Annotated in this window: 20 protein-coding genes, 1 other RNA gene and 2 other annotated features; of the genes, 2 read left to right on the top strand and 19 right to left on the bottom strand. The window is 47.4% G+C overall.

Annotated features, from left to right (window positions below; translation table 11 throughout):
• Window positions 1-26 precede the first annotated feature (26 nt).
• From mltG to recD2, 7 genes are all read right to left on the bottom strand, one after another.
• Window positions 27-1,175: an endolytic transglycosylase MltG gene (gene mltG / locus ADM98_RS13345; protein ID WP_053453927.1), complete on the bottom strand. Its 1,149-nt coding sequence runs from the start codon at window positions 1,173-1,175 to the stop codon at window positions 27-29.
• 78 nt (window positions 1,176-1,253) lie between these two features.
• The gene (locus ADM98_RS13350; RefSeq protein WP_053453928.1) at window positions 1,254-1,547 is read right to left on the bottom strand and encodes a DUF1292 domain-containing protein; all 294 of its coding nucleotides are present in this window, start codon (window positions 1,545-1,547) and stop codon (window positions 1,254-1,256) included.
• Window positions 1,534-1,821 (bottom strand): DUF1292 domain-containing protein, encoded by a 288-nt coding sequence (locus ADM98_RS13355; RefSeq protein WP_023468909.1) that lies wholly within the window; start codon window positions 1,819-1,821, stop codon window positions 1,534-1,536. Before ADM98_RS13355 ends, ADM98_RS13350 begins: the two co-directional genes overlap by 14 nt.
• Window positions 1,822-1,835: 14 nt before the next feature.
• Complete coding sequence (ruvX, locus tag ADM98_RS13360) at window positions 1,836-2,258, bottom strand: Holliday junction resolvase RuvX (protein ID WP_053453929.1); 423 nt, start codon at window positions 2,256-2,258, stop codon at window positions 1,836-1,838.
• Entirely contained in the window at window positions 2,255-2,524 is a 270-nt protein-coding gene (locus tag ADM98_RS13365) for an IreB family regulatory phosphoprotein (protein WP_029342229.1), read from the bottom strand. Before ADM98_RS13365 ends, ruvX begins: the two co-directional genes overlap by 4 nt.
• A gap of 34 nt (window positions 2,525-2,558) precedes the next feature.
• Window positions 2,559-5,201, bottom strand: a complete 2,643-nt coding sequence (gene alaS, locus ADM98_RS13370) for an alanine--tRNA ligase (protein ID WP_053453930.1) — start codon at window positions 5,199-5,201, stop codon at window positions 2,559-2,561.
• A 56-nt stretch (window positions 5,202-5,257) separates the two neighbouring features.
• Window positions 5,258-5,469: a binding site (T-box leader), on the bottom strand.
• A gap of 42 nt (window positions 5,470-5,511) precedes the next feature.
• Window positions 5,512-7,737: an SF1B family DNA helicase RecD2 gene (gene recD2, locus ADM98_RS13375; RefSeq protein WP_053453931.1), complete on the bottom strand. Its 2,226-nt coding sequence runs from the start codon at window positions 7,735-7,737 to the stop codon at window positions 5,512-5,514.
• 116 nt (window positions 7,738-7,853) lie between these two features.
• Between recD2 and ADM98_RS13380 the strand changes: the two genes are divergently transcribed.
• Window positions 7,854-8,402 carry a VOC family protein gene (locus tag ADM98_RS13380; protein WP_053453932.1) on the top strand — a complete coding sequence of 183 codons (549 nt, stop codon included), beginning with the start codon at window positions 7,854-7,856 and terminating at the stop codon, window positions 8,400-8,402.
• A gap of 45 nt (window positions 8,403-8,447) precedes the next feature.
• Here ADM98_RS13380 and ADM98_RS13385 read toward each other — a convergent pair whose 3' ends face one another.
• From ADM98_RS13385 to cymR, 4 genes are read right to left on the bottom strand one after another with little or no spacing between them, the layout of a single operon-like run.
• Window positions 8,448-9,113 (bottom strand): tetratricopeptide repeat protein, encoded by a 666-nt coding sequence (locus ADM98_RS13385; RefSeq protein ID WP_053453933.1) that lies wholly within the window; start codon window positions 9,111-9,113, stop codon window positions 8,448-8,450.
• A gap of 13 nt (window positions 9,114-9,126) precedes the next feature.
• On the bottom strand, window positions 9,127-10,248 hold the full coding sequence (gene mnmA / locus ADM98_RS13390) for a tRNA 2-thiouridine(34) synthase MnmA (protein WP_053453934.1): 1,122 nt from the start codon (window positions 10,246-10,248) through the stop codon (window positions 9,127-9,129).
• Window positions 10,249-10,264: 16 nt separating this feature from the next.
• On the bottom strand, window positions 10,265-11,392 hold the full coding sequence (locus tag ADM98_RS13395; RefSeq protein ID WP_053453935.1) for a cysteine desulfurase family protein: 1,128 nt from the start codon (window positions 11,390-11,392) through the stop codon (window positions 10,265-10,267).
• 13 nt (window positions 11,393-11,405) lie between these two features.
• Window positions 11,406-11,813: a cysteine metabolism transcriptional regulator CymR gene (gene cymR / locus ADM98_RS13400; RefSeq protein WP_053454559.1), complete on the bottom strand. Its 408-nt coding sequence runs from the start codon at window positions 11,811-11,813 to the stop codon at window positions 11,406-11,408.
• Window positions 11,814-11,873: 60 nt separating this feature from the next.
• On the opposite strand from cymR, the gene ADM98_RS13405 reads away from it, so the two are divergent.
• Complete coding sequence (locus ADM98_RS13405; RefSeq protein WP_053453936.1) at window positions 11,874-13,211, top strand: replication-associated recombination protein A; 1,338 nt, start codon at window positions 11,874-11,876, stop codon at window positions 13,209-13,211.
• Between the two features lie 12 nt (window positions 13,212-13,223).
• On the opposite strand, the gene ADM98_RS13410 is transcribed toward ADM98_RS13405, so the two are convergent.
• From ADM98_RS13410 to ADM98_RS13440, 8 genes are all read right to left on the bottom strand, one after another.
• Window positions 13,224-13,988: a tRNA threonylcarbamoyladenosine dehydratase gene (locus ADM98_RS13410; protein ID WP_053453937.1), complete on the bottom strand. Its 765-nt coding sequence runs from the start codon at window positions 13,986-13,988 to the stop codon at window positions 13,224-13,226.
• Window positions 13,989-14,081: 93 nt separating this feature from the next.
• Window positions 14,082-14,271: non-coding RNA, 6S RNA (gene ssrS, locus ADM98_RS17185), on the bottom strand.
• 74 nt (window positions 14,272-14,345) lie between these two features.
• Window positions 14,346-15,530, bottom strand: coding sequence for a DASH family cryptochrome (locus ADM98_RS13415; protein ID WP_053453938.1), 1,185 nt, complete (start codon window positions 15,528-15,530; stop codon window positions 14,346-14,348).
• A 290-nt stretch (window positions 15,531-15,820) separates the two neighbouring features.
• Window positions 15,821-16,405, bottom strand: a complete 585-nt coding sequence (locus ADM98_RS13420) for a DNA-3-methyladenine glycosylase (protein ID WP_053453939.1) — start codon at window positions 16,403-16,405, stop codon at window positions 15,821-15,823.
• Window positions 16,406-16,468: 63 nt separating this feature from the next.
• Window positions 16,469-18,235: an aspartate--tRNA ligase gene (aspS, locus tag ADM98_RS13425; RefSeq protein WP_053453940.1), complete on the bottom strand. Its 1,767-nt coding sequence runs from the start codon at window positions 18,233-18,235 to the stop codon at window positions 16,469-16,471.
• Window positions 18,232-19,512: a histidine--tRNA ligase gene (hisS, locus tag ADM98_RS13430; protein WP_053453941.1), complete on the bottom strand. Its 1,281-nt coding sequence runs from the start codon at window positions 19,510-19,512 to the stop codon at window positions 18,232-18,234. Before hisS ends, aspS begins: the two co-directional genes overlap by 4 nt.
• A gap of 42 nt (window positions 19,513-19,554) precedes the next feature.
• Window positions 19,555-19,776: a binding site (T-box leader), on the bottom strand.
• Between the two features lie 45 nt (window positions 19,777-19,821).
• Complete coding sequence (gene dtd, locus ADM98_RS13435) at window positions 19,822-20,271, bottom strand: D-aminoacyl-tRNA deacylase (RefSeq protein ID WP_053453942.1); 450 nt, start codon at window positions 20,269-20,271, stop codon at window positions 19,822-19,824.
• A 14-nt stretch (window positions 20,272-20,285) separates the two neighbouring features.
• Window positions 20,286-22,484, bottom strand: coding sequence for a RelA/SpoT family protein (locus ADM98_RS13440; RefSeq protein ID WP_053453943.1), 2,199 nt, complete (start codon window positions 22,482-22,484; stop codon window positions 20,286-20,288).
• Window positions 22,485-22,582 lie beyond the last annotated feature (98 nt).

A 22,582-nucleotide genomic window follows, 5' to 3' on the forward strand; every position in this document is an offset into this window, starting at 1 on the left:
CTTCCCGCTTCAACCCAACCCGTTGCTCATTGCTCTTTACTCGCTTCGTATTCTACCCATTCCGGTTTATACTTCACGACGTTTCGTTGATGTTCTTCATATGTCTCTTCATATAGAATCTGTCCTCGTGGATGTTTATCACTTGGTGGACGGGCGAAGAAATAGACATATTTTGTTTTATTCGGGTTTAAAACAGCCAACACAGAATCTTTACTGACTGTTGAAATCGGACCGATTGGAATCCCTTCGTACTTATACGTGTTGTACTTCGAGTTATTCTCAAGATCCTTCAGCGTCGTTAACGCCGTATTTTCACCTGTGCCATACCAAACGGTTGGATCGGATTGGAGTTTCATCCCATCATCCAATCGATTTTTGAAAACACCGGCGATTTCACGACGATCATCTGGTGTCGCCGCTTCACGCTCAACCATAGAACCGAGGCTGAGTACTTCATGGAAGGTCATGCCTGATTTTCGAATAGCATCCTCATTTTCATCGTAAACTTTTTCTGTTTCATCGAGCATCGTCTCGACGATTTGATTGATACTTTTTCCTTTATCAAACTCATACGTTGCTGGGAAGAGATAGCCTTCAAGTGCATATAAGACACCATCTTTCTTCACTTCGTCCGTCAACATCGGATATTTTTCAATCATTCCATCGATGAACGTCGCATCTGTCAATTCTTTTCGAACTGTCTCTTCTTTGAATTTTGTTGCTTTCGCAATCAAAGCGATTTGACGATCCATCGTGATACCTTCTGGTAACGTGATTTTCACATCCGCTGCCTTCATGACCGTTCCCGTCTTCAATTCATTGATGATTTCATCCGGAGACATGGCTTGTGACAGGGTATACGTACCCGCCTGGAATGACGATTCATTCTTATAACGGACGTAATAACGGAAAATTGTCTCGTTCGCAATCAAGTCTTTTTCCTTTAGTAGAGAAGCAATCGTACTCGTTCCTGCTCCTAAAGGAACTTCGACTTTGACGGATTTCGTCGCTTCTTCATCGACCGGTTCAAGCGCATTTTTCAAAAAGACATAGACGACCGCACTGGCAACTAGAAAAATCGTCAACAATACAGAAAGGATGATCAGCGTAATCCGGCGTGATGTCCGGCGTCGCCTTTTTTCGATTTCGGCATTTTGCTTCCATTCGTTTTCCATCGGTTCCTCCTTCTTCTCTTAAAACAAGGTGACATCGTAAGAGAAAGTCTCTTACGATGTCACCTGTCATGAGTCGGGTTAGTCTAACTGATCTTCAAGCGTGTTAAAGACTTCTTCGATTTCATCCCAAGTCTCTGTATCATCTTCATCGATTGGTACGAGATTGAAGTCGTTGTCTCCATCACCGTATTCATCGAGTTCGTAAACAAAGATATCGACTTCTTCTGCTTCGTCATAATCTGCTCCGATTGGCTCGAGGAAGATGTACGTCTTGCTCGAACGTGGGCTTTCATAACGTAGACGTTCTGCGAATTCGAAATCATTTCCTTCGCCGTCCGGAATTACGTAACGTGTTGGTTCATTCTGTTGCATCAGTGATCCGCTCCTTTAACGCAAGCTCGAGTTCATCCCAAGTTTGCTCATCATTTTCATCAATCAGGCTCAATTCAAAATCATCTTCGCCTTCTCCATATTCATCGATCTCACAGATGATCAAATCATCTGCTCCTTCGTCAGGGTTACCGATCATTTCAAGAAACAGATAGGTTTTTCCTGTACGTTCACTCGAGTAACGGTACCATTCTTCGAAAAGATGTTCCCCGCCCTCTTCATCTGGAAAGAGATACTGACGTTTTTCTTCAGCCATCGGTTTCTCCCCCTTCATCGGTTCGTCCGATCCAAATACGATTGCAGGATCATGACAGCAGCCATCTTATCGATGACTTGTTTGCGTTTCTTACGACTAACATCGGCATCGATCAGCATCCGTTCTGCTTGCATCGTCGTCAAACGTTCATCCATGAAGACGACCTCAAGTCCAGTATGCTGTTCGATTTCCTTCGCAAAGGCTTGACTCGCCTCTGCACGAGGACCGATGGAACCGTTCATGTTTTTCGGAAGACCAATGACTAAGATTTCGACATTGTATGTCTTCATGATGACATCGAGCCGTTTGAAGGCTTCTGGATAATCGGGTTCCGTCCACTTGACCGTCTCGACGCCTTGTGCCGTCCAGCCCATCAAGTCACTGACCGCTACTCCAATCGTCTTCGAACCGACATCTAGTCCCATTGCACGTTTCATTTTGAATTTCCACTCTCCGCCAAATAAGATTTCACGAGTTCTTCGAGCAATTCGTCGCGTTCAATCTTACGAATTAAGTTACGTGCGTCATTATGACGAGGAATGTAAGCAGGATCTCCAGATAGGAGATAGCCGACGATTTGGTTGATCGGATGATATCCTTTTTCTTCTAAAGCATGATAGACCGTCAACAACACATCACGTGTCGCTGCCTTGTTATCGTCTTCTGGAAAGTTAAATTTCATCGTTTGATCCATCTGACTCACGTTCATCACCTCTTTCATATACACTACGTTTCTATTATGCCAGTGATTGCACGTATTGTGAAGCGTACGCGAGTGCTTCTTCTAATTTCGACGCATCTTTTCCGCCAGCTTGAGCCATGTCAGGGCGACCGCCACCACCACCGCCACAGCGTGTTGCGACTTCCTTGATCAATTTACCAGCATGGTATCCTTGGTCAATTAAATCTTTTGAGACGCTTGCGACGAGATTGACTTTCTCACCTTGCGCACTACCGAGTACGATGATTGCTGAGCCGATCGAGCTCTTTAACTCATCCATCATGCCACGAAGTGCATCCATGTCTGAGACATCGACACGTTTTGCAAGGACACGTACACCGTTGATTTCTTCGACATCATCCTTAAGCGAAGCTGCTTCGATGTTTGCAAGTTTTGCTTGCAACGATTCGTTTGCTCGTTCTGTCTCACGGAGCTGTTGTTGCAACGCTTCGATACGGACAGGAACTTCTGTCGTCTTCGTCTTTAGAACAGACGCTGCTTGCTCAAGTGTTTCTAAGTGCTGATTCATGACACGATATGCGCCTGCACCCGTTACGGCTTCGATTCGGCGTGTACCTGCTCCGATACCAGACTCTGAAACGATCTTGAACAAGCCGATTTCTGCTGTGTTCCCGACGTGGATCCCGCCACACAATTCAATCGAGTATGTGCCCGCTGAGACAACACGAACTGTTTCACCGTACTTCTCACCGAACAATGCCATTGCACCTTTTGCTTTTGCATCAGCAATGTTCATCTCTTCGATATCGACCGGTAGAGATGCCCAGATCGCTTGGTTAACGTCTTGTTCGATTTTCGTCAATTCTTCTTGTGTCACGGCACCAAAGTGTGAGAAGTCAAAACGAAGACGTTCTGGAGAAACGAGTGATCCCGCTTGGTTGACGTGTGTGCCGAGCGTATCTTTTAATGCTTTATGAAGCAAGTGTGTTGCCGTATGGTTTTTCGTGACCGCTTTACGTTCTGCTGCTTCGACGTTTGCAACGACGTCTGCTGCTTCAGTTGCAATCCCTGTACGGACGATGACTGTGTGCAAGTTTTGACCGTTCGGTGCTTTTTGAACATCTTTGACATCAAGAACGAAGTCTTTGCCTTCGATTGTTCCTGTATCTGCGACTTCACCACCACTTTCAGCATAGAACGGTGTGATGTCGAGAATAACTTGTGCTTCTTCACCAGCAGCCACTTCTGTGACTCGTTCTCCATCATGCAACAATGCGATGATTTTTGCATCCGCCTTAAGGTCGGTATAGCCGACGAACGTACTTTTATCTTTTAGCGTCGAGAGGACTTCCGATTGCTGTTGCATCGAACCACTCTCTTCACGCGCTGCACGCGCACGCTGGCGTTGTGCATCCATCGCTTGTTTGAAGCCTTCTTCATCAACAGACATTTGATGATCTTCAGCATACTCGACCGTCAATTCAAGTGGGAAACCGTATGTGTCATAAAGACGGAACGCATCTTCACCACTGATGACATGCTCACCGTTTGCTTTAGAATTCTGAGCCACTGTGTTCAAGATTGCAAGACCGTCATGAAGTGTCTCGTGGAAACGCTCTTCTTCATTTTTGATGACACGTTTGATGAAGTCTGCTTTTTCTGGAACTTGTGGGTAGAAGTCGACCATGACATTACCGACCGTATCGACGAGTTCATACATGAACGGACGCTCGATGCCAAGCATCTTCGCATAACGAACTGCACGGCGCAATAAACGACGAAGGACATATCCGCGACCTTCATTCGAAGGAAGCGCACCGTCACCGATTGCGAATGAAACCGTACGGATGTGGTCTGCGATGACTTTGAACGCTACATCGAGTTTCGAGTCGTCACGGTAGATTTTGCCGCTAATCTCTTCTGTTTTATGGATGATTGGCATGAACAGATCCGTATCGAAGTTCGTTGGGACATCCTGCATGACACATGCCATCCGTTCGAGTCCCATTCCTGTATCGATGTTTTTACGTGGAAGCTCCGTGTAGTTGCCGTGTCCATCGTGGTTGTATTGACTGAAGACGATATTCCAGATCTCAAGATAACGTTCGTTTTCACCACCTGGGTAAAGTTCTGAATCGTTCGGATCATCTCCGAAAGCTGGTCCACGGTCGAAGAAGATTTCCGTATTCGGACCGGATGGACCTTCACCGATTTCCCAGAAGTTATCTTCTAGTGGAATGATTCGTTCAGCTGGTACGCCGAGTTCTAACCAGATTTGACGTGCTGCGTCATCTTCCGGGTGAATCGTGACCGAGAGACGTTCCGGATCAAGACCGTACCAGTCATCGCTCGTTAAGAGTTCCCAGCCCCATTTGATGGCATCTTCGCGGAAGTAATCACCGACGGAGAAGTTCCCGAGCATCTCAAAGAATGTATGGTGACGTGCTGTTTTCCCGACGTTTTCGATATCGTTCGTCCGGATTGATTTTTGTGCGTTGACGATACGTGGATTGTCAGGAATGACGCGACCATCAAAATATTTTTTGAGTGTCGCAACACCTGAGTTGATCCACAAGAGTGATGGATCTTCGACCGGTACGAGTGAAGCACTCGGTTCGATCGCATGTCCTTTACTCTGGAAGAAATCGAGATACATCTGACGGATTTGTGCACCCGTTAATGGTTTTAATGCTTTCATGAAAAGTTACCCCCATTGTTTTATTTGGACGCAAAAAAGCGATGCTTTCATCCCTGAAAAGGGACGAAAGCATCGCTTCCGTGGTACCACCCTCGTTCGTAAGCAACGACATTGCTTACCTCGAACATCTGATAACGGGGATGACCCGCAGGTGTTTACACCCGACTCCGGAAGGAGCTTCAAAGGAACTCGAGAAAGTGATTGCAGCAGGCTCACTTCTCTCTGGACTCGAGTTTTCCTTTTACTTATCTTCCATCAACGTGTTACGTCCATTCATCTACCGTGATTATTACCTATCGAACAGCATCCGTCAAGTCTTTGTCACGCCACCAAGTCGTTCAATCAATCGTGTTCGGCGACGTGGTTCCTCTTCTTGTGACGCTTTATGGAACGCACGCGGATCACCAAACAACAGGAGACTCGACTTTGCCCGAGTGACCGCCGTATAAATTAAATTTCGGGAATGTTTGAACGCTCCTGTGAAATAGACCGGCATTAAGACGATTGGAAACTCAGACCCTTGCGCCTTATGGATCGTGATGGCATAGGCATGTGTGAATTGATCCCAGTCACTCCGGTTATACTCGACTTCCGTTTGATCGAAACGGGCGATGATTTTATCAACTTTATCGACATTTTCTTTGGCGAAAAAGATATTAACGATTTCCCCAATATCCCCGTTATAGACGTTTTCTTCCGCATTGTTGACGAGTTGGAGAATTTTATCTCCAGTCCGATAAATCCGCGTACCTTGTTTGACTTCGCGTTTTTTCGGCTCTTCTGGGTTATAGACACGTTGTAAGGCGACATTTAATTCGTCAATCCCGACCTGACCACGATAGGTCGGCGCGAGGACCTGAACATCGAATTTCGAATAGCCTTTCGCAAGCGCTTTTTCCGCAAAGGCAGAAATGCCGCGTAACGTCTCTTGCGGTGAAGCTGTATAGAATCGGCGATCCGCGAGTGGTGCTAGTAAATCAGAAGACGTCGTCCGATTCTTCAAATCGTGAGCGAGTCGTAATATCGAGGAATCTTCCGCTTGACGATGGACGACGTTCAAGCGAACGACCGGAATTCCTTCCGTATCCATCAAGTCAGCGAGGACTTGTCCCGGACCAACGGACGGTAACTGATCGCGGTCACCGACGAACAGGATTTTCATTCCGTTCGGTACGGCACGGAGCAAACTCGATAACAGATAGATATCAATCATCGACGACTCATCGATGATCAGTACCTTTCCTGTAATCGGCTGATCCTCATTCAATTGAAAGTTCGTTCCGTCATACTTCAAGAGGCGATGAATCGTCATCGCTGGTACGTCCGTTGCTTCCGACAGCCGTTTTGCGGCGCGTCCGGTCGGCGCAACGAGAACATACGGATAAACATCACCTGTCTTGACGCGGCTCTTCTCAAGCGGCCAGTCATGGATTTCCTGCAGTGCATGTAAAATTCCTTTAATGACGGTCGTCTTACCCGTACCCGGTCCACCGGTTAGCACCATCAGCGGTGCTTTGACCGCTAACTCGATTGCTTCCCGCTGTTGTGCTGCATATTCCATCCCGAACTGTTCTTCGAGATGACCAATCGCTTCAAGGATCGTCGCGACATCGACTTCCTGTTCGGCACCGTTCGCCATGACGCGTGCTAGTTCCTTCGCAGCTCGGACTTCTGCATAAAAGATTGTCGGCAGATACAAGCAACCTTCCTCAAGCTTGACCTTATCCTCAGCGAGTAACAGTTCAATTGCTTGTTCCAATCGTTCGCCTGGATCTTCACCTAATAAACGGGGCGCCCGTTGGAGTAACGAGTCGACCGTTGCAAAGGCATGCCCTTCGCCTGCTTCTTGTTCTAGTATGTGCATGATTGAAGCCGCGACACGCTCCGGATGTAGCCCGACAAGTCCGAGGTGTGACGCAATATGATCGGCTGTCTTAAAACCAATCCCGTTCACTTCATACATTAAGGAATATGGATTCTCCCGAATCCGTGCCATGGCGTCTCCTTCGTAAGCAGCATAAATCTTTGCCGCTAGCTTCGGTGTGACATCAAACGGTGCTAAAAACAGCATCAACTGATCGACACCATACAACGTAGCGAGTCGACTCAAAATGATGTCTGCCTGTTTTTGTTTTAATCCGGGAACTTGGTTGAGGACACGCTCGTCCTTTAAAATAAGATCCACTGCCTCTTCTCCGAGAGCATCGACGATATTTTTCGCTGTCTTCGGTCCAATGCCGGTGAACGAACCATTCGTCAAGAAGCGGACCGTTGCATGTTTTGTCATCGGAACTGAACGACGAATCAGTTCCGCTTTCAGTTGTTTCCCGAAACGTGGATGATCAACGAGACGACCGAAGGCTTGATAGGTGCCTCCGAGTTCAATCCCGACACCAGTGCCCGTAATGACGAGTTCGGTTTCTTTTAGTTCAAAGTTTTTTTCTTTGACGGCGACCAATACAATGGAGTGTGCTTCTTCCTCAGAAGAAAAGAGCACACGTTTGACGCGTCCGACGACTTGATGGGGGTGCTCCATCACTCCACCTTCTTTCTCTCTTTTTCATTCGCTGCTTTCATCATAGCATTCGTTTACCAGATTTTAAATCAGGGAAACATACCGTGAAACATTTCGTTACGAGGAGGAGTTCAAGGATGGCACGTTTACCGATTGCAGGTTTGTGTGAATTAGTACTGGAAGTCGAGGATATGGATCGCGCTGTTCGCTTTTGGAACGGAACACTGGGCATTCCGATCGTCGAACAATGGGCACCTGAGGATGCAGAACCAAGCAAGGAACAATCCGAACAGGACGGCGTCTGGGCGACGTGGCTGTATATTGGTGGCAACACACGACTTGGTCTGTGGTTAAAACGAGACTTCACGATGGAGGAACGAACGGTCAAGCACTTACCTGTATCCGAATGGGATACGTTATATGATGAAGGCGGCGTCCATGTGCACTGCGCCTTTTACGTCGAAAAAGAAGAGTTCCAACAAGCGCTCAATCAACTACGGGAAGCATCGATTACCGTGAAGTTAAGAGAATGGGATGAACAAGAGACATCCAATCAAAAAGAGCATTCGGCTTATTTCAAGGATACGGAGAACAATGTCATCGAACTGTATACGAAAAACATGGATGAAGCCTATGAAGATTTTTCGGGACCTCCCCTCCGCGTCATCCGTGAAGTTGGGAATTGAATAAAACACAAAAAGACGACTCCACAAGGAATCGTCTTTTTTAGATCAGTCTGCTTGTTTCAACAATGCATCCATCTTCGCTTTTGCATCTCGTGCGAGAGCGTGTTCTGGCTGATAGGCAAGAACAGCTTCGAGTTCTGCATAACACGCTTCCTGTTGACCAAGGAAAGCAAGAGCAATGGCATAGTTGTACCGTGCATCCGTATGCGTTTCGTCAAGCATCAAGACGTGCTCGAACATTTCGACTGCTTCTTCCAACTTCTCGTTTTGCGCTAAGGCCAGTCCGTATTGGAACGCAATCTCGATGTCGACGCCATTCAATTCTGAAGCGCGTTGCAAACGAGGTAAGCCGCGTACCGGATCACCGAGTTTTTGATACGTCATCCCAAGCATGAAATGGAGATCTGCATCGTCAAGCCCATATAATAAGGCTGCCCGCAATGATTCTTCTGCTTCGACAAGTTGATCGGCAGCAAAAAACAGTGCACCTTTTGCATAATAGGCACTCGCGAACGTATTGTCGATCATTAGTGCTCGTTCGTAAAACCGGAGCGCACGATCTGCATCGTTCATCGATTGTAATAACGTTCCGAGATTGACATACGCTGTCGGATCTTTTGGATTTTCTTCAATCGCGTCGTTAAATGCTTGCGCTGCTAATTCATAATTCCCAGCTTCTAAATGCCGGAATCCTACTTCATTATAGTTCATCTTCTTTTGCTCCTTACGCTAGATAAGCGAGGCGTTCGCCTGCTTTATAAGCTGCATCGATCGTCGCGCCACCGAGGCAGATATCTCCATCATAGAATACGACAGCTTGTCCTGGTGTGATCGCACGTTGACGTTCGTCAAACGAGACATCGAGTCCATCTTCAAGGACACGAACCGTGACGGCTGTATCTTGTTGACGGTATCGGAATTTTGCTGTGCAACGGAACGTTTCACCGACCGGACGTTCAGTTGTCCAGCTGACATCTGAAGCAAGCAATCCTTCCGAATACAACAATTCGTTATGGAATCCTTGATCGACATAGAGAATGTTCTCCTCTAGATTTTTCCCAACGACGAACCAAGGTTCTCCGTCGCCACCGATGCCGAGTCCGTGACGTTGTCCCATCGTATAATACATCAACCCATCGTGACGTCCCATGACGTTGCCGTCAAGCGTACGCATCTCACCAGGTTGCGCCGGTAGATATTGACCGAGAAACTGCTTGAAGTTTCGCTCCCCGATGAAGCAAATACCCGTCGAGTCTTTTTTCTTCGCTGTCGCGAGGTTCGCTTCTTCTGCAATCCGGCGTACTTCTGATTTTTCCATGTGCCCGATCGGGAACATCGCTTTTGCGATTTGTTCTTGAGATAATTGGTTCAAGAAATACGTTTGGTCCTTGTTCGTATCGACACCACGAAGCAGTTTGTGTTCTCCGTCTTCATAAACGGCACGCGCATAATGACCTGTCGCTACGAAATCGGCACCAAGGCGCATCGCGTGATCGAGGAAGGCTTTGAACTTGATTTCCTTGTTACACATGACGTCCGGATTCGGCGTCCGACCGAGTTTATATTCATCGAGGAAGTACGTGAAGACTTTATCCCAGTACTCTTTCTCGAAATTGACCGCATAATACGGAATGCCGATTTGATTGGCTACTGCGATGACGTCTTCATAATCTTCCGTCGCCGTACAAAAGCCGTTCTCATCCGTGTCATCCCAGTTTTTCATGAAGATTCCGATGACGTTATAACCCTGCTCTTTTAATAAATGAGCTGTCACCGAGGAATCAACACCGCCCGACATTCCAACGACGACTGTCGTTTCACTTGGAGCTTTCGCTCGTGTATTCATTCATTTCACCTCTTAGTTAATTCTGAAACGATTTTACGACATCTTGCAAGGCTTGTGCGAGTAGTTCGACTTGCGAGATATCATTTCCATGACCAAAACTGATTCGGACCGATGCTCGTGTCCGTTCATCTTCGCCATACATGGCGGATAGGACATGCGATGGTTCGACAGATCCTGCCGTACACGCACTCCCACTCGATACCGCCATCTGACGCATATCGAGCATGATCAAGAACGGTTCGATCTCGATACGTGGGAAGTAGAGATTGAGGACATTTGGTAAACCCTCTTGCCCGTTGATTTCATAATTGATGCCACTCTCATCTAAACGTGTCAGCAAAACACTACGGAGCTGTTTAATGTGGTTCTTTTGTTGATCGCGCTCTGCGATCATCAGTTCGAGCGCTTTCGCTAAACCGACGACACCAGGTACGTTTTCCGTACCAGCGCGACGCTTACGTTCCTGCTCTCCACCAAACGTCTGAGGCGCTAACTTCACACCGGTCCGGACATATAACAGTCCGATTCCTTTTGGACCATTAATCTTGTGACCCGATGCTGAGAGTAAATCGACCTGTAACGCTTCGACATCGATTGCTTGTTTTCCGAACACTTGCACCGCGTCCGTATGGAACAAAATACCGCGTTCCCGTAAAAATCGACCGAATATCGCAATCGGCTGGATCGTTCCGACTTCATTGTTGCCGAACATGATTGAGACGAGCGTCGTATCTTCCCGGATTGCTTTTTGTAAGGCAGTCAATGAAACGACACCAGAAGACGGTACATCGAGATACGTGACGTCATAGCCTTGTTCTTCGAGCTCTTCGAACGCACGAAGCACGGCATGATGCTCAAAACGTGTCGTAATAAGATGTCGTCCTTTTTCACGCGCTGCCTCGGCTGCTCCAAAGATGGCGTAGTTATCCGACTCCGTTCCACCACTTGTGAAAATCAGTTCTGTTGGTTTCGCGTTCAATTCTTGCGCAATCTGCCGTCGTGCTTGATCGATTGCTGCTCGAGCAGAGCGACCAGCCGCGTGAACACTTGATGGATTTCCATACTGTTCAAGTAAATAAGGTGTCATCGCCGCTAGGACTTCCGGACGCATCGGCGTCGTCGCCGAATGGTCAAAGTAATTCATTCATCTTCACCTCTCAAATATAGAACATATAACCTGTATCTTCTTCTTCTGCTAAATCTTGCAATGTTGTTGAATCAAGAACCTGGTCAACCGCTTGTTGAATCTTATCCCACAGCTTCCGTTTCGTGACCTCGTCACACGCGTCGCCTTCAACGACGACGAGTGGTCCTTCAAGTAAACGGATGATTTCACCCGCCGTGATGCTTTGTGCTTCACGACCGAGCTTATATCCACCGTATGCACCACGAACACTTTTGACGAGACCCCCGTTACGAAGCGGTGCAATCAATTGTTCGAGATAGTGCTCAGATAAGTCATACATCTGGGCGATTTTCTTTAAAGACAATGGTTTGGATTCAGCTTCTTTCGCGAGTGCGATCATGATCGTCAGACCATATCGCCCTTTCGTTGAGATTTTCATCATGCGAAGGATCATCCTTTCTAGTATAGTAGTAGCTAAAAGTGGAAGGAGCGTATGTGTATGGCACATTTATTTGAATCCCAGTCCCCTGCCGGACCGCTCGCAAATCGGATGCGTCCGCAGAATCTGGATGAGATTGTTGGGCAACACCATCTGATTGGAGAGACGACGCTCCTGCGGCGTGCCATCCTAGCTGACCGTCTTGGAACCGTCATTTTCTACGGTCCACCTGGAACTGGTAAGACGACGCTCGCGCGCGTCATCTCTAGTTATACGAAATCAGCGTTTGAGCAACTGAATGCGGTCACTGCAAAACTGGAACAATTACGAGAAATTCTAAAAGCAGCTGAAGCTCGTCTCCAGTTCGAAGATCAAAAAACGATCCTCTTTCTTGACGAGATCCATCGTTTCAATAAGATGCAACAGGACGCCTTACTACCGGCACTTGAAGCGGGTACGATCACATTGATCGGGGCGACGACGGAAAATCCGAGTTTTGAAGTCAACGCCGCACTCTTGTCTCGAGCAACAGTCTTTCGTTTTGAACCACCGACAGCAGATGATTTACGAATCGTCCTTGATCGGACCCTGAAGGATGCGGATCGTGGTCTTGGCAAATACCCGATCACGATCACGGATGAAGCGATCGATCATTACGTCAAGTTATCGGATGGCGATTACCGGGCATTGTTGAATGCACTTGAACTCGCTGTCTTGACGACACCGGAAATCGATGGTCAGATTACGATTGATCTCGCTGTCGCCGAGGAATCGATTCAGCAAAAAGCATTGAAATACGATAAGGACGGTGACCGTCATTATGATGTCATCTCTGCCTTCATTAAATCGATTCGAGGTTCCGATCCGGACGCCGCGCTCTACTGGCTCGCTGTCATGATTGAAGCCGGTGAAAGCCCACGCTTTATCGTCCGCCGTCTCTATGTCCATGCAGCAGAAGACATCGGTCTGTCTGATCCGCAAGCCTTACTAATGGTCGATGCGTGTGCACGTGCTTGTGAATACGTCGGTTTTCCGGAAGCACGAATCCCGCTCGCTGAAACGGTCTTGTATCTCGCGACGGCACCGAAATCGAATACTGTCATCTCAGCGATTGATCAAGCATTGACGCTCGTTCGTCGCTCGGACGGGGGACCGGTCCCACCGCACTTGCGCGATGCCCATCACCCAGGTGCCGCAGCACTTGGAAATGGCGTCACCTATCAATATCCGCACGATTTTGAGCACGCTTATGTCCCCCAGAATTATTGGCCCGAGAACCTCGCTCGGACGAAACCAGTCTTTTATCGTCCTAGTCCACGTGGGTTTGAGAAACAATTGCAAGCTCGTCTTGATTTTTGGAACAAACAAACAGCTACACATCAGAAAAAGCGACCATAAGGTCGCTTTTTTTTAACGAACGCGCTCAATCGTCACGCCGGCTTCACGGACAATCTCATTGATGACATAGCTTGCTGCAATCAACCCACCGACTGATGGAACGAACGCATTCGAACTTGGTGGCATCTTCGCCTTACGAATCGCCGCTGCATCGTTTCCGACGACTTGGCGGACTTCTTCGATGATCTTAACAGGTGGCTCGTCGGAGAAGACGACAGGGACACCTTTATGAATACCGGCTTTCCGGAGTCTTGTCCGAATGACCTTCGCCAGTGGATCATAACTTGTATCTTTGATGTCAACGATCTTGATGCGTGTCGGATCCATCTTGTTTGCCATTCCCATGCTCGAGATGATCGGGATGTTACGCTTCTTGCATTCTTGAATCAAGTGAATTTTGAACGAGACCGTGTCCGAAGCATCGATGACATAATCCGGCTTCTGTTCAAAAAATGACTCGAATGTTTCTTCATTATAGAACATCTTCAAACGAACGATTTCAAGGTCCGGATTGATTAACGCAAGACGTTCTGCCATGGCATCGACCTTCGGCTGACCGACGGTCGGGAGCAAGGCATGGATTTGTCGGTTGACGTTCGTGATGTCAATGTCATCCTTATCAACAAGAATCAAACGGCCTACACCACTACGGGCAAGTGCTTCTGCTGAGAACGATCCAACGCCACCGATCCCTAGAATAGCGACAGACTTGGATGCCAATGCGTCAAGTCCAGTTTTACCAATTGCTAGTTCATTACGCGAAAATTGATGTAACATCTCATAACCTCACAATACTCATACTGTTTTACTCGGAATTATATCATAAAAAAAAACGTCATGCGACGTATCAAACAATAAAATAATAAGACGATGGGACCCGAAGTGCCGTGTCGATACCTTATTTTTGAACCTGCTGTGCAGGTGGGTGTCTTATCCGATTCCTATTCGTACGTCCTCCTGCTGTGTTACGAGGCATGTACTACTAGTTGGAACGTCAAACTCCCTATCAAAAAAGAGTGGCTCAAAGATAAAAGGCGGCTCTCGTACAATTCAGGAACCCCATCTGATGCATTTAATATAGCATCCTCCCTTCTGAAATGCAACTACTTCCCACTCCAGAAAAGAATGCTTTTTTCAGGTCCAACGTTTCGTGAAGTATTGATTCGGATCATATCGCTGTTGTTGGAATACGGGGTCGAATCTTGGTGTCCGCGTCGCATTTCCGACACCCGCGATAAACGCCCAGTTACCATAATTCGAAGCGACATCATAATCGACTAATTGCTGTTCAAAATACCTTGCTCCGATACGCCAGTCCTGCTTTAACTCGTGGATGAGATAACTCGCAACGATCTGCCTTCCTCGGTTCGACATCCACCCCGTTTCTCTAATCTCGTTCATGAAGGCATCGACGAATGGAACACCGGTTTCGCCCTTTATCCAACGTTCAACTGCTGCTTGGTCAGTCTTCCATGTACGTTGCCCTTCTTGTAGTCCACTTGATCGAAAAAGACGACTTCCCGTTTCGCGCATCGTCAAATGGAAAAAGTCACGCCATAACAGTTCGAAATACAACCAATACGTCGATTCATTTGCTCCTTTTTCTCGCTCTGCTTTCTGCAATTCAGCCATGACGCGACGCGGTGATAGTGACCCGTTTGCCAACCAAGCAGACAACTTTGAGGAATCATTTCGTAAGAACCCATTGCGTGTTTCTTTATAGGTAAACACGGGCTCAGCAAGATATTCTTGCAAACGTGCCCTCCCCGCTGATTCTCCCCCACGAAACGGAAACGCAATCTCTGGATCTGCTTCAACCGACTCCTCTTTCATTAAATGAATTCCTGATGGTGGATCAAGCGGATCGTAAAACGTACCTTTTGCTTCGACTCGTTTTCGAAATGCCGTAAAGACGCGCTTTAGTTCATCACTTCCAATATCTTCTCGACGATGCAACATCTGTGTCTCCAAAGAGCGCGTCGTATATTTGTCTTCGATATATTTCTCACTTGTTGCTTCTTCCGTTCCGGTCATCTTATGGAAATAGACCGTCTCATCCGGTTGCAAGTAAGAGTCGAGCACTTCAAGCACCTTACCCTCTAGAATATCTAACGTAATTCCGATTTGGGACAGATGAATAGCTAAATTCTCTAGCGTCTCCTGTTCGAATCGTTCTTGTTGTGTACCTCTCTTAAAATCTCGTTTCTTTTGATTTTTAACGTAGACCGCACGAATCGTGTTATGTTCTTCACACGCACTCCGAAGTGCTTCATGGTCATCGACACGTAAATCATTGCGATACCAGACGACTGCTCCCATATTGATCGTCTCCCTTCTCCTTATACTATGACCCGACTACAGTACTTGGAAAACCACTTGATGTGCCGATGAGGTTTTAAGACGTTGTTTTCGTGGAATATGATTAGTACAACAAACTAGAGGAGTGAATGAATCAATGGCAGCAAAACGTGGTAAACTCAGAACATTAATGACGCTTGTAACGACGGTTGGACCAATCGTCTATAAATTCTATAAAAAGCAACAATCTAAAAAATCAATCAATAACCCTAAATAAAAAATGGACGTCTCCTCATCGGAGCGTCCATTTTTTAACGTTTACTGACACCTTCACTCGCTTCTACATAAAAACGCCAAGGATAGGTCGTCGCTTCTCCTGCATTCGGAATACCGATTCGTGTCGTCTCGACGATCGAATCGACTGGATCAGCAACAAGTCGAAAGCGAGATTGATAGAGATCTTGACCTGAGTCCGCTGTCGTTAAATCGAACCCTTGGCACAACTTCGCTGGTCCATTGACAAGATTTCGTCGTTGAACATTCGTCAGTTCTTCGTAAGAACAACCAAAACGACGTTTTGCGACTAGATCGTGTCCACTGATGATTTCTGCCCCTCGTAATAAAAGTCCATATCCTTCCCCTTCATGCCCACAGACGACATTCATGCAGTGATGCATACCATATGTGAAATAAACATACAGATGTCCTGGTGGACCGAACATCGGTGCTGTCCGTTTCGTAGGTTTACCGGAAAACGAGTGCGCTGCTTGATCGTGAGGGCCAAGATACGCTTCGACTTCGACGATTCGCATCGTCACCTCATCAACCGTGATCTGTGTCCCTAAGAAATCTGGTCCGACTTCAACGGGTGAGCGTTCAAAAAACTGTCGTTCCATTCGTACTTCCTCCTCTATGAAACAAGCGAATCTTCCTATACTGGAAGATTCGCTTGTCGTAGTTTACGATTGTTTAACTGCTGTCCGAATCGAAAGATCGTTCAATTGAGCATCCGAAACCGGGCTCGGTGCTGCCGTCAACAGATCACTTGCTGATGCTGTTTTCGGGAACGCGATCGTATCGCGTAAGTTCGAACGTCCTGCGAGCAACATGACGAGACGATCGAGTCCAAGTGCGATACCTGCATGTGGTGGAGTTCCGTATTCGAATGCCTCCATCAAGAAGCCGAACTGCTCGTTTGCTTCTTCTTCTGTGAAGCCAAGCAATTTGAACATCCGCTCTTGGATATCCCGTTCGTAAATCCGTTGTGATCCACCGCCAAGCTCATAACCGTTCAAGACGAGGTCATAAGCGACTGCGAGGACTTTTCCAGGATCCGTCTCGAGTAATTCAAGATCTTCACGACGCGGCATCGTGAACGGGTGGTGGTTCGCGTAGAAACGACCATCCTCTTCTTCGTATGTGACGAGTGGGAAGTCCGTCACCCAGAGGAAGTTGAAGACCGACTCATCGATCAAGTCAAGTTCCTTCGCTAACTTCTGACGGAGGGCTCCTAAGCTGTCTGCTACGATCGATGCTTTGGCTGCGACGAATAATAACAAGTCGCCTGCTTCTGCATCGGTCGCCGCTGTCAGACGCGCCGTTGCTTCTTCGTCGAAGAATTTCGCGATTGGACCGTTCAATCCATCAGCTGTCACTTTGACCCAAGCGAGACCTTTCGCGCCATAAATCGCCGTGAATTCTTGTAACTTATCAATGTCTTTACGTGAGAAACGCTCAGCTGCACCTTTGACGTTCAACGCCTTAACTTCGCCACCTGCTTCAAGTGCCATATCGAATACTTTGAATCCTGCACCTTTTACCGCTTCCGCAACATCGATCAATTCGAGACCAAAGCGTGTATCTGGTTTATCCGAGCCATAACGACTCATTGCTTCTGCATATGGCATGCGTGGGAATGGTGTCACGATCTCTTTGCCAAGCGTTTCTTTCATGACACGTGTCATCATCGACTCCATCATCGCATACAAGTCTTCGATGTCCATGAAGCTCGTCTCGATATCGACTTGCGTGAATTCCGGTTGACGGTCTGCTCGTAAGTCTTCGTCACGGAAACAACGCGCAATTTGGAAGTAGCGCTCAAAACCAGACACCATCAGCAATTGTTTGAACAATTGTGGGGATTGTGGCAAGGCATAAAATTCACCTGGGTGAACACGACTTGGGACGAGATAGTCACGTGCGCCTTCTGGTGTTGATTTTGTTAAGATCGGCGTCTCCACTTCAAGGAAGTCCTGTTCATCGAGGAAATTCCGCATGATGTTCGATGCTTTCGAACGAAGACGGAATGTCTCTTGAAGCGATGGACGACGTAAGTCGAGGTAACGGTATTTGAGACGTAAATCTTCTGACGTCTGCTCCGCTTCTTCACTGATCGGGAATGGTGTCATCTTCGCTGCGTTTAAAATGACAACTTCGTCTGCGACGACTTCGACTTGCCCAGTTGGGATGTTCGGGTTTGGATTCTCACGTGCGATGACGTGTCCTTTAATGTCAAGGACATACTCCGAACGAATCGATTCAGCAAGACGGTGTGCCTGCTCGTTTTCCGGTTGGAAGACGATTTGGACGATACCACTCCGGTCACGGAGATCAAGGAAGATCAAACCTCCTAAGTCACGTCGTTTTTGAACCCATCCTTTAAGTTGAACGTGTTGTCCGATGACGTCTTCCGTCACCTGACCGTTCATATGCGTGCGTCCGATCATTGTGCTTCCTCCTTTAATTTCGCGACGATCGTATCAGCGACTGCTGATAACGGAACGTCCGTCTGTTCCCCTGTAGCCATGTTCTTGAGTGCCGCTGCGCCACGCTCGACTTCTTCATCCCCTAGGATGACCGTGTAGCGTGCCTTTAAGCGATCGGCTGCTTTGAATTGTCCTTTGAATTTCCGACCAAGATAATCCCGATCGGCGACAAGTCCTTCAAGACGCATCAGTTGTAAGAGACGTGTTGCCGTCTTTTCGACTTCGTCACTACCTTGCGCAACAATGAAGACATCGATTTGATCGTCAACGACTGGTAAGACGTTCTCATTTTCAAGTGCCATCAAGAGGCGCTCGATGCCGATTCCGAATCCAATCCCTGGTGTTGCCGGTCCACCGATTTGTTCGACGAGACCATTGTAACGTCCACCGCCACAGAGTGTCGTGATTGCACCGAAACCTTCTGCTTCCGACATGATCTCAAACGCCGTGTGATTGTAATAGTCGAGTCCGCGGACAAGTGTTGGATCAACGACATACTCGATACCGAGTGCGTCAAGGTGAAGTAAGACTTCATCGAAGTAGGCTTTTGATGCTGGATTTAAGTAATCGAGAATCGATGGTGCCGTCGCCATGCTCGGGTGATCGCGGTCGACCTTACAGTCGAGGACACGAAGTGGATTCGTTTCGAGTCGGTTCTGGCAGTCCTGACATAACTCGTGAACGACTGGTTTGAAGTGGTCAACGAGTGCTGCCCGGTGCGCCGCGCGACTTTCGTGATCACCGAGTGTATTGATGACAAGCTTAAGGTGCTTCAATCCGAAAGAACGATAAATGCTCATTGCGAGACTGATTACTTCCGCATCGATTGCCGGTTGTTCACTTCCGAGTGCTTCGACTCCGTATTGGTGCAACTGACGGAAACGACCTGCTTGCGGACGTTCATAACGGAACATCGGTCCGATATAGAACAATTTCGTCGGTTGGTTCGGTGAACCGAACAATTTGTTCGTCACGAATGAACGAACGACAGCAGCCGTTCCTTCTGGACGTAACGTCAACTGATCTTTCCCCCGTTTCTCAAGCATGAACATCTCTTTTTGGACGATATCCGTCGTCTCACCGACGCCACGTTTGAAGAGTTCTGTCTCCTCAAAAATCGGCGTCCGGATTTCCTTATAGTTATAACGCTTACTGATTTCACGTAATTGTTGTTCGATGTACTGCCAACGTTCGACTGTTCCTGGAAGGACATCAAACGTACCGCGTGGTAATTTCATCTCAAATTCCTCCTTTTTTGAATACAAAAAAGTCCTCGTCCGCAAAGGGACGAGAACTTGAAGATCCCGTGGTACCACCCTGGTTGTCAAATCACATTTGACCACTCGGTGCAGTTAACGCCTGCGTACGACCTTCCCTACTACCGGTTCAGGAAGATACCTCGGAAGGGTCTTTCATCGAGTTCGTCTGTTCGCCCTTCCAGCCAAGGGGCGACTCTCTAAGCAGACGAGGTCTTGATTACTCCTCTTCGTCTTCGGTCGTATGAATCATTTGGTTACGTTTAATATTGCCTCGTCTCTCGGTTCCTGTCAAGCGTTTGCTTCTTTTTCAAGAATCAATGTCACCGGTCCATCATTGACGAGCGCAATATCCATCATCGCTCCGAATTGTCCTGTTTCGACCGTCAGTCCTTGCGAACGAAGGCGTTCATTGAACGCTTCATACAATTCATTAGCAACATCCGGCTTCGCCGCTTCCGTGAAGGCAGGACGACGACCTTTTTTGACGTCACCATACAACGTGAACTGCGAGACGGATAAAATCTGACCATCGACATCTTGCAATGAGCGGTTCATCCGTTCTTCCTCATCTTCAAATACGCGGAGTCCAGCAATTTTATCAGCTAACCAGTTCACTTGTTCGATCGTATCTTCATGCGTGACCCCGACGAGCAAGAGGAATCCCTGCTTGATCTGACCGATGACCTCCTGATCGACTGTGACACTTGCTTCTTTGACTCGTTGTAATACGACTCGCATGACTCATCCGCTCCTTACGTCATCATGACGCGATGTACAGCATACACGTCAGAGATTTGTTTGATCCGATCGACAACCTTCTGTAAATGATTGACGTTGTTGATTGCGATCGTCATCGTGATTTTTGCTTGCTTACTGTCGTCGCCTTTCCCGCTAACGGCAACGATATTCGTATTCGTCGCAGATACCGACTGCAGGACATCGTTTAATAATCCTGCCCGGTCGAATCCAGAGATTTCGATTTCAACATTATAGCTTTTGACTGCTTTGCCTTCATGTTCCCACTCGACTTCAAGCAGACGTTCCGGATTTTGTTCATGAATGACGTTCAAGCAATCGGTCCGGTGAATTGAGACACCACGTCCACGTGTGATATATCCAACGATATCGTCACCCGGAACCGGGTTACAACAGCGACTCATGCGAACGAGCATGTTATCGATCCCTTTAACGCGAACGCCTTCCGGATTTTCCTTCTTCGGACGATCGAACGTTTTCATCTCACTGATTGCTTCGTTGAGTTCAAGATTTTTAGATTCTTTGTCTTTGCGTAATTTTTCCGTCAATTTATGCGCGACTTGTGCAGCAGTTAGACCATGATAGCCAACAGCAGCATACATATCTTCTTCTTGCGCGAAGTTGAACTTCCGCGTCACGTCTGCAAGTGTCTTCTCATTGATGACTTCTTTCGGCTCGAATCCAAGTTTCTTGACTTCCGCTTCAATCAGTTCCCGTCCTTTTGAGACATTCTCTTCCCGTTGCTGACGTTTGAACCATTGGCGAATCTTATTTTTCGCTTGACTCGACACACAGATTTTAAGCCAATCCTTACTAGGACCGTAGCTGTGCTTCGACGTGACGATTTCGATGATGTCACCTGTCTTCAGCTTATAATCGATTGGCACCATCCGACCGTTGACTTTCGCACCAATCGTCCGGTGACCGATTTCCGTGTGAATTCGGTAAGCATAATCAATCGGAACAGAGCCTTTCGGCAACTCGATGACGTCACCCTTTGGCGTAAAGACATATAACATGTCGCTAAAGAAATCGACTTTGACTGATTCCATGAACTCTTCAGCATCTGCTGTATCCTTCTGCAACTCAAGAATTTCGCGGAAATGGGCAATCTTATCCTCAAAGCCTGATTTTGCTTCCTGTTCCTTGCCTTCCTTATACGCCCAGTGAGCGGCAATCCCGTACTCGGCAATAAAGTGCATATCTCGCGTCCGTATTTGGACCTCGAGTGGCTCGCCTTTCGGTCCGATGACCGTCGTATGCAGCGATTGATACATGTTCGGCTTCGGCATCGCGATATAATCCTTGAAGCGTCCTGGCATCGGTTTATATTGCGTATGAATGATTCCGAGAACGGCGTAACAGTCCTTGATCGAATCGACGATGATCCGGACAGCCATCAAGTCATAGATTTCGCTGAACTCTTTTTTCGAGTTTTGCATTTTGTTATAAATCGAGTAAATATGCTTCGGACGTCCATCGACTTCCGCTGCGATTTGCACATCATCGAGTACTTCGTTGACCTCTTCGATGACCGAACTGACGAGTGCTTCCCGCTCCGTCCGTTTTTGTTTCATCATCGAGACGATCCGGTAGTACTGTTGCGGATTGATATAACGCAGACTGATATCCTCAAGCTCCCACTTGATCGTCGAAATCCCGAGACGATGGGCAAGCGGCGCAAAGATTTCAAGTGTCTCTTCTGCCTTTTGGACTTGCTTTTCCTTGACCATGTGTTGCAATGTCCGCATGTTGTGCAGACGGTCAGCGAGTTTGATCAAAATGACGCGAATGTCTTCTGCCATCGCGATAAACATCTTACGATGGTTTTCAGCAAGCTCTTCACGCTTTGATTTATATTTGATTTTCCCGAGTTTCGTCACGCCATCAACAAGCATCGCGACGTCAGGGCCGAATCGTTCAGTTAATTCTTCGAGTGTAATGTCCGTATCTTCGACGACATCATGAAGAAGCGCAGCGACGATCGTCGTTGCATCCAAACCAATATCGACTAAGATACCGGCAACTTGTACCGGATGAATGATGTACGGTTCCCCGGAACGGCGGAATTGACCATCATGTTCGTCCTTTGCGAATTGGTAAGCCCGTTCGATGTCTTTGACTTCAGCTTGCGTCATGTATTCCGCACATCGAGCGAGAAGGTCTTCTACATTTACGATTTGTTTGTTTGTCATCCCTTTTCCTCACCCAGTCCCCGGGATCGTCTGCAACGGAATCCCTAATATATAATTCTTATTATCGTGAAATCTTGAGAAGATGTCAAAATAAAAAG

Origin of the sequence: Exiguobacterium sp. BMC-KP, assembly GCF_001275385.1 — a bacterium.
Classification (GTDB): domain Bacteria; phylum Bacillota; class Bacilli; order Exiguobacteriales; family Exiguobacteriaceae; genus Exiguobacterium_A.

What these genes read in the sequence shown, in the direction of transcription:
- mltG (WP_053453927.1), bottom strand. Translation starts at nt 1,175, where the DNA reads ATGGAAAACGAATGGAAGCAAAATGCCGAAATCGAAAAAAGGCGACGC.
- ADM98_RS13350 (WP_053453928.1), bottom strand. Translation starts at nt 1,547, where the DNA reads ATGCAACAGAATGAACCAACACGTTACGTAATTCCGGACGGCGAAGGA.
- ADM98_RS13355 (WP_023468909.1), bottom strand. Translation starts at nt 1,821, where the DNA reads ATGGCTGAAGAAAAACGTCAGTATCTCTTTCCAGATGAAGAGGGCGGG.
- ruvX (WP_053453929.1), bottom strand. Translation starts at nt 2,258, where the DNA reads ATGAAACGTGCAATGGGACTAGATGTCGGTTCGAAGACGATTGGAGTA.
- alaS (WP_053453930.1), bottom strand. Translation starts at nt 5,201, where the DNA reads ATGAAAGCATTAAAACCATTAACGGGTGCACAAATCCGTCAGATGTAT.
- recD2 (WP_053453931.1), bottom strand. Translation starts at nt 7,737, where the DNA reads ATGGAGCACCCCCATCAAGTCGTCGGACGCGTCAAACGTGTGCTCTTT.
- ADM98_RS13380 (WP_053453932.1), top strand. Translation starts at nt 7,854, where the DNA reads ATGGCACGTTTACCGATTGCAGGTTTGTGTGAATTAGTACTGGAAGTC.
- ADM98_RS13385 (WP_053453933.1), bottom strand. Translation starts at nt 9,113, where the DNA reads ATGAACTATAATGAAGTAGGATTCCGGCATTTAGAAGCTGGGAATTAT.
- mnmA (WP_053453934.1), bottom strand. Translation starts at nt 10,248, where the DNA reads ATGAATACACGAGCGAAAGCTCCAAGTGAAACGACAGTCGTCGTTGGA.
- ADM98_RS13395 (WP_053453935.1), bottom strand. Translation starts at nt 11,392, where the DNA reads ATGAATTACTTTGACCATTCGGCGACGACGCCGATGCGTCCGGAAGTC.
- cymR (WP_053454559.1), bottom strand. Translation starts at nt 11,813, where the DNA reads ATGAAAATCTCAACGAAAGGGCGATATGGTCTGACGATCATGATCGCA.
- ADM98_RS13405 (WP_053453936.1), top strand. Translation starts at nt 11,874, where the DNA reads ATGGCACATTTATTTGAATCCCAGTCCCCTGCCGGACCGCTCGCAAAT.
- ADM98_RS13410 (WP_053453937.1), bottom strand. Translation starts at nt 13,988, where the DNA reads ATGTTACATCAATTTTCGCGTAATGAACTAGCAATTGGTAAAACTGGA.
- ADM98_RS13415 (WP_053453938.1), bottom strand. Translation starts at nt 15,530, where the DNA reads ATGGGAGCAGTCGTCTGGTATCGCAATGATTTACGTGTCGATGACCAT.
- ADM98_RS13420 (WP_053453939.1), bottom strand. Translation starts at nt 16,405, where the DNA reads ATGGAACGACAGTTTTTTGAACGCTCACCCGTTGAAGTCGGACCAGAT.
- aspS (WP_053453940.1), bottom strand. Translation starts at nt 18,235, where the DNA reads ATGATCGGACGCACGCATATGAACGGTCAGGTGACGGAAGACGTCATC.
- hisS (WP_053453941.1), bottom strand. Translation starts at nt 19,512, where the DNA reads ATGAAATTACCACGCGGTACGTTTGATGTCCTTCCAGGAACAGTCGAA.
- dtd (WP_053453942.1), bottom strand. Translation starts at nt 20,271, where the DNA reads ATGCGAGTCGTATTACAACGAGTCAAAGAAGCAAGTGTCACAGTCGAT.
- ADM98_RS13440 (WP_053453943.1), bottom strand. Translation starts at nt 22,484, where the DNA reads ATGACAAACAAACAAATCGTAAATGTAGAAGACCTTCTCGCTCGATGT.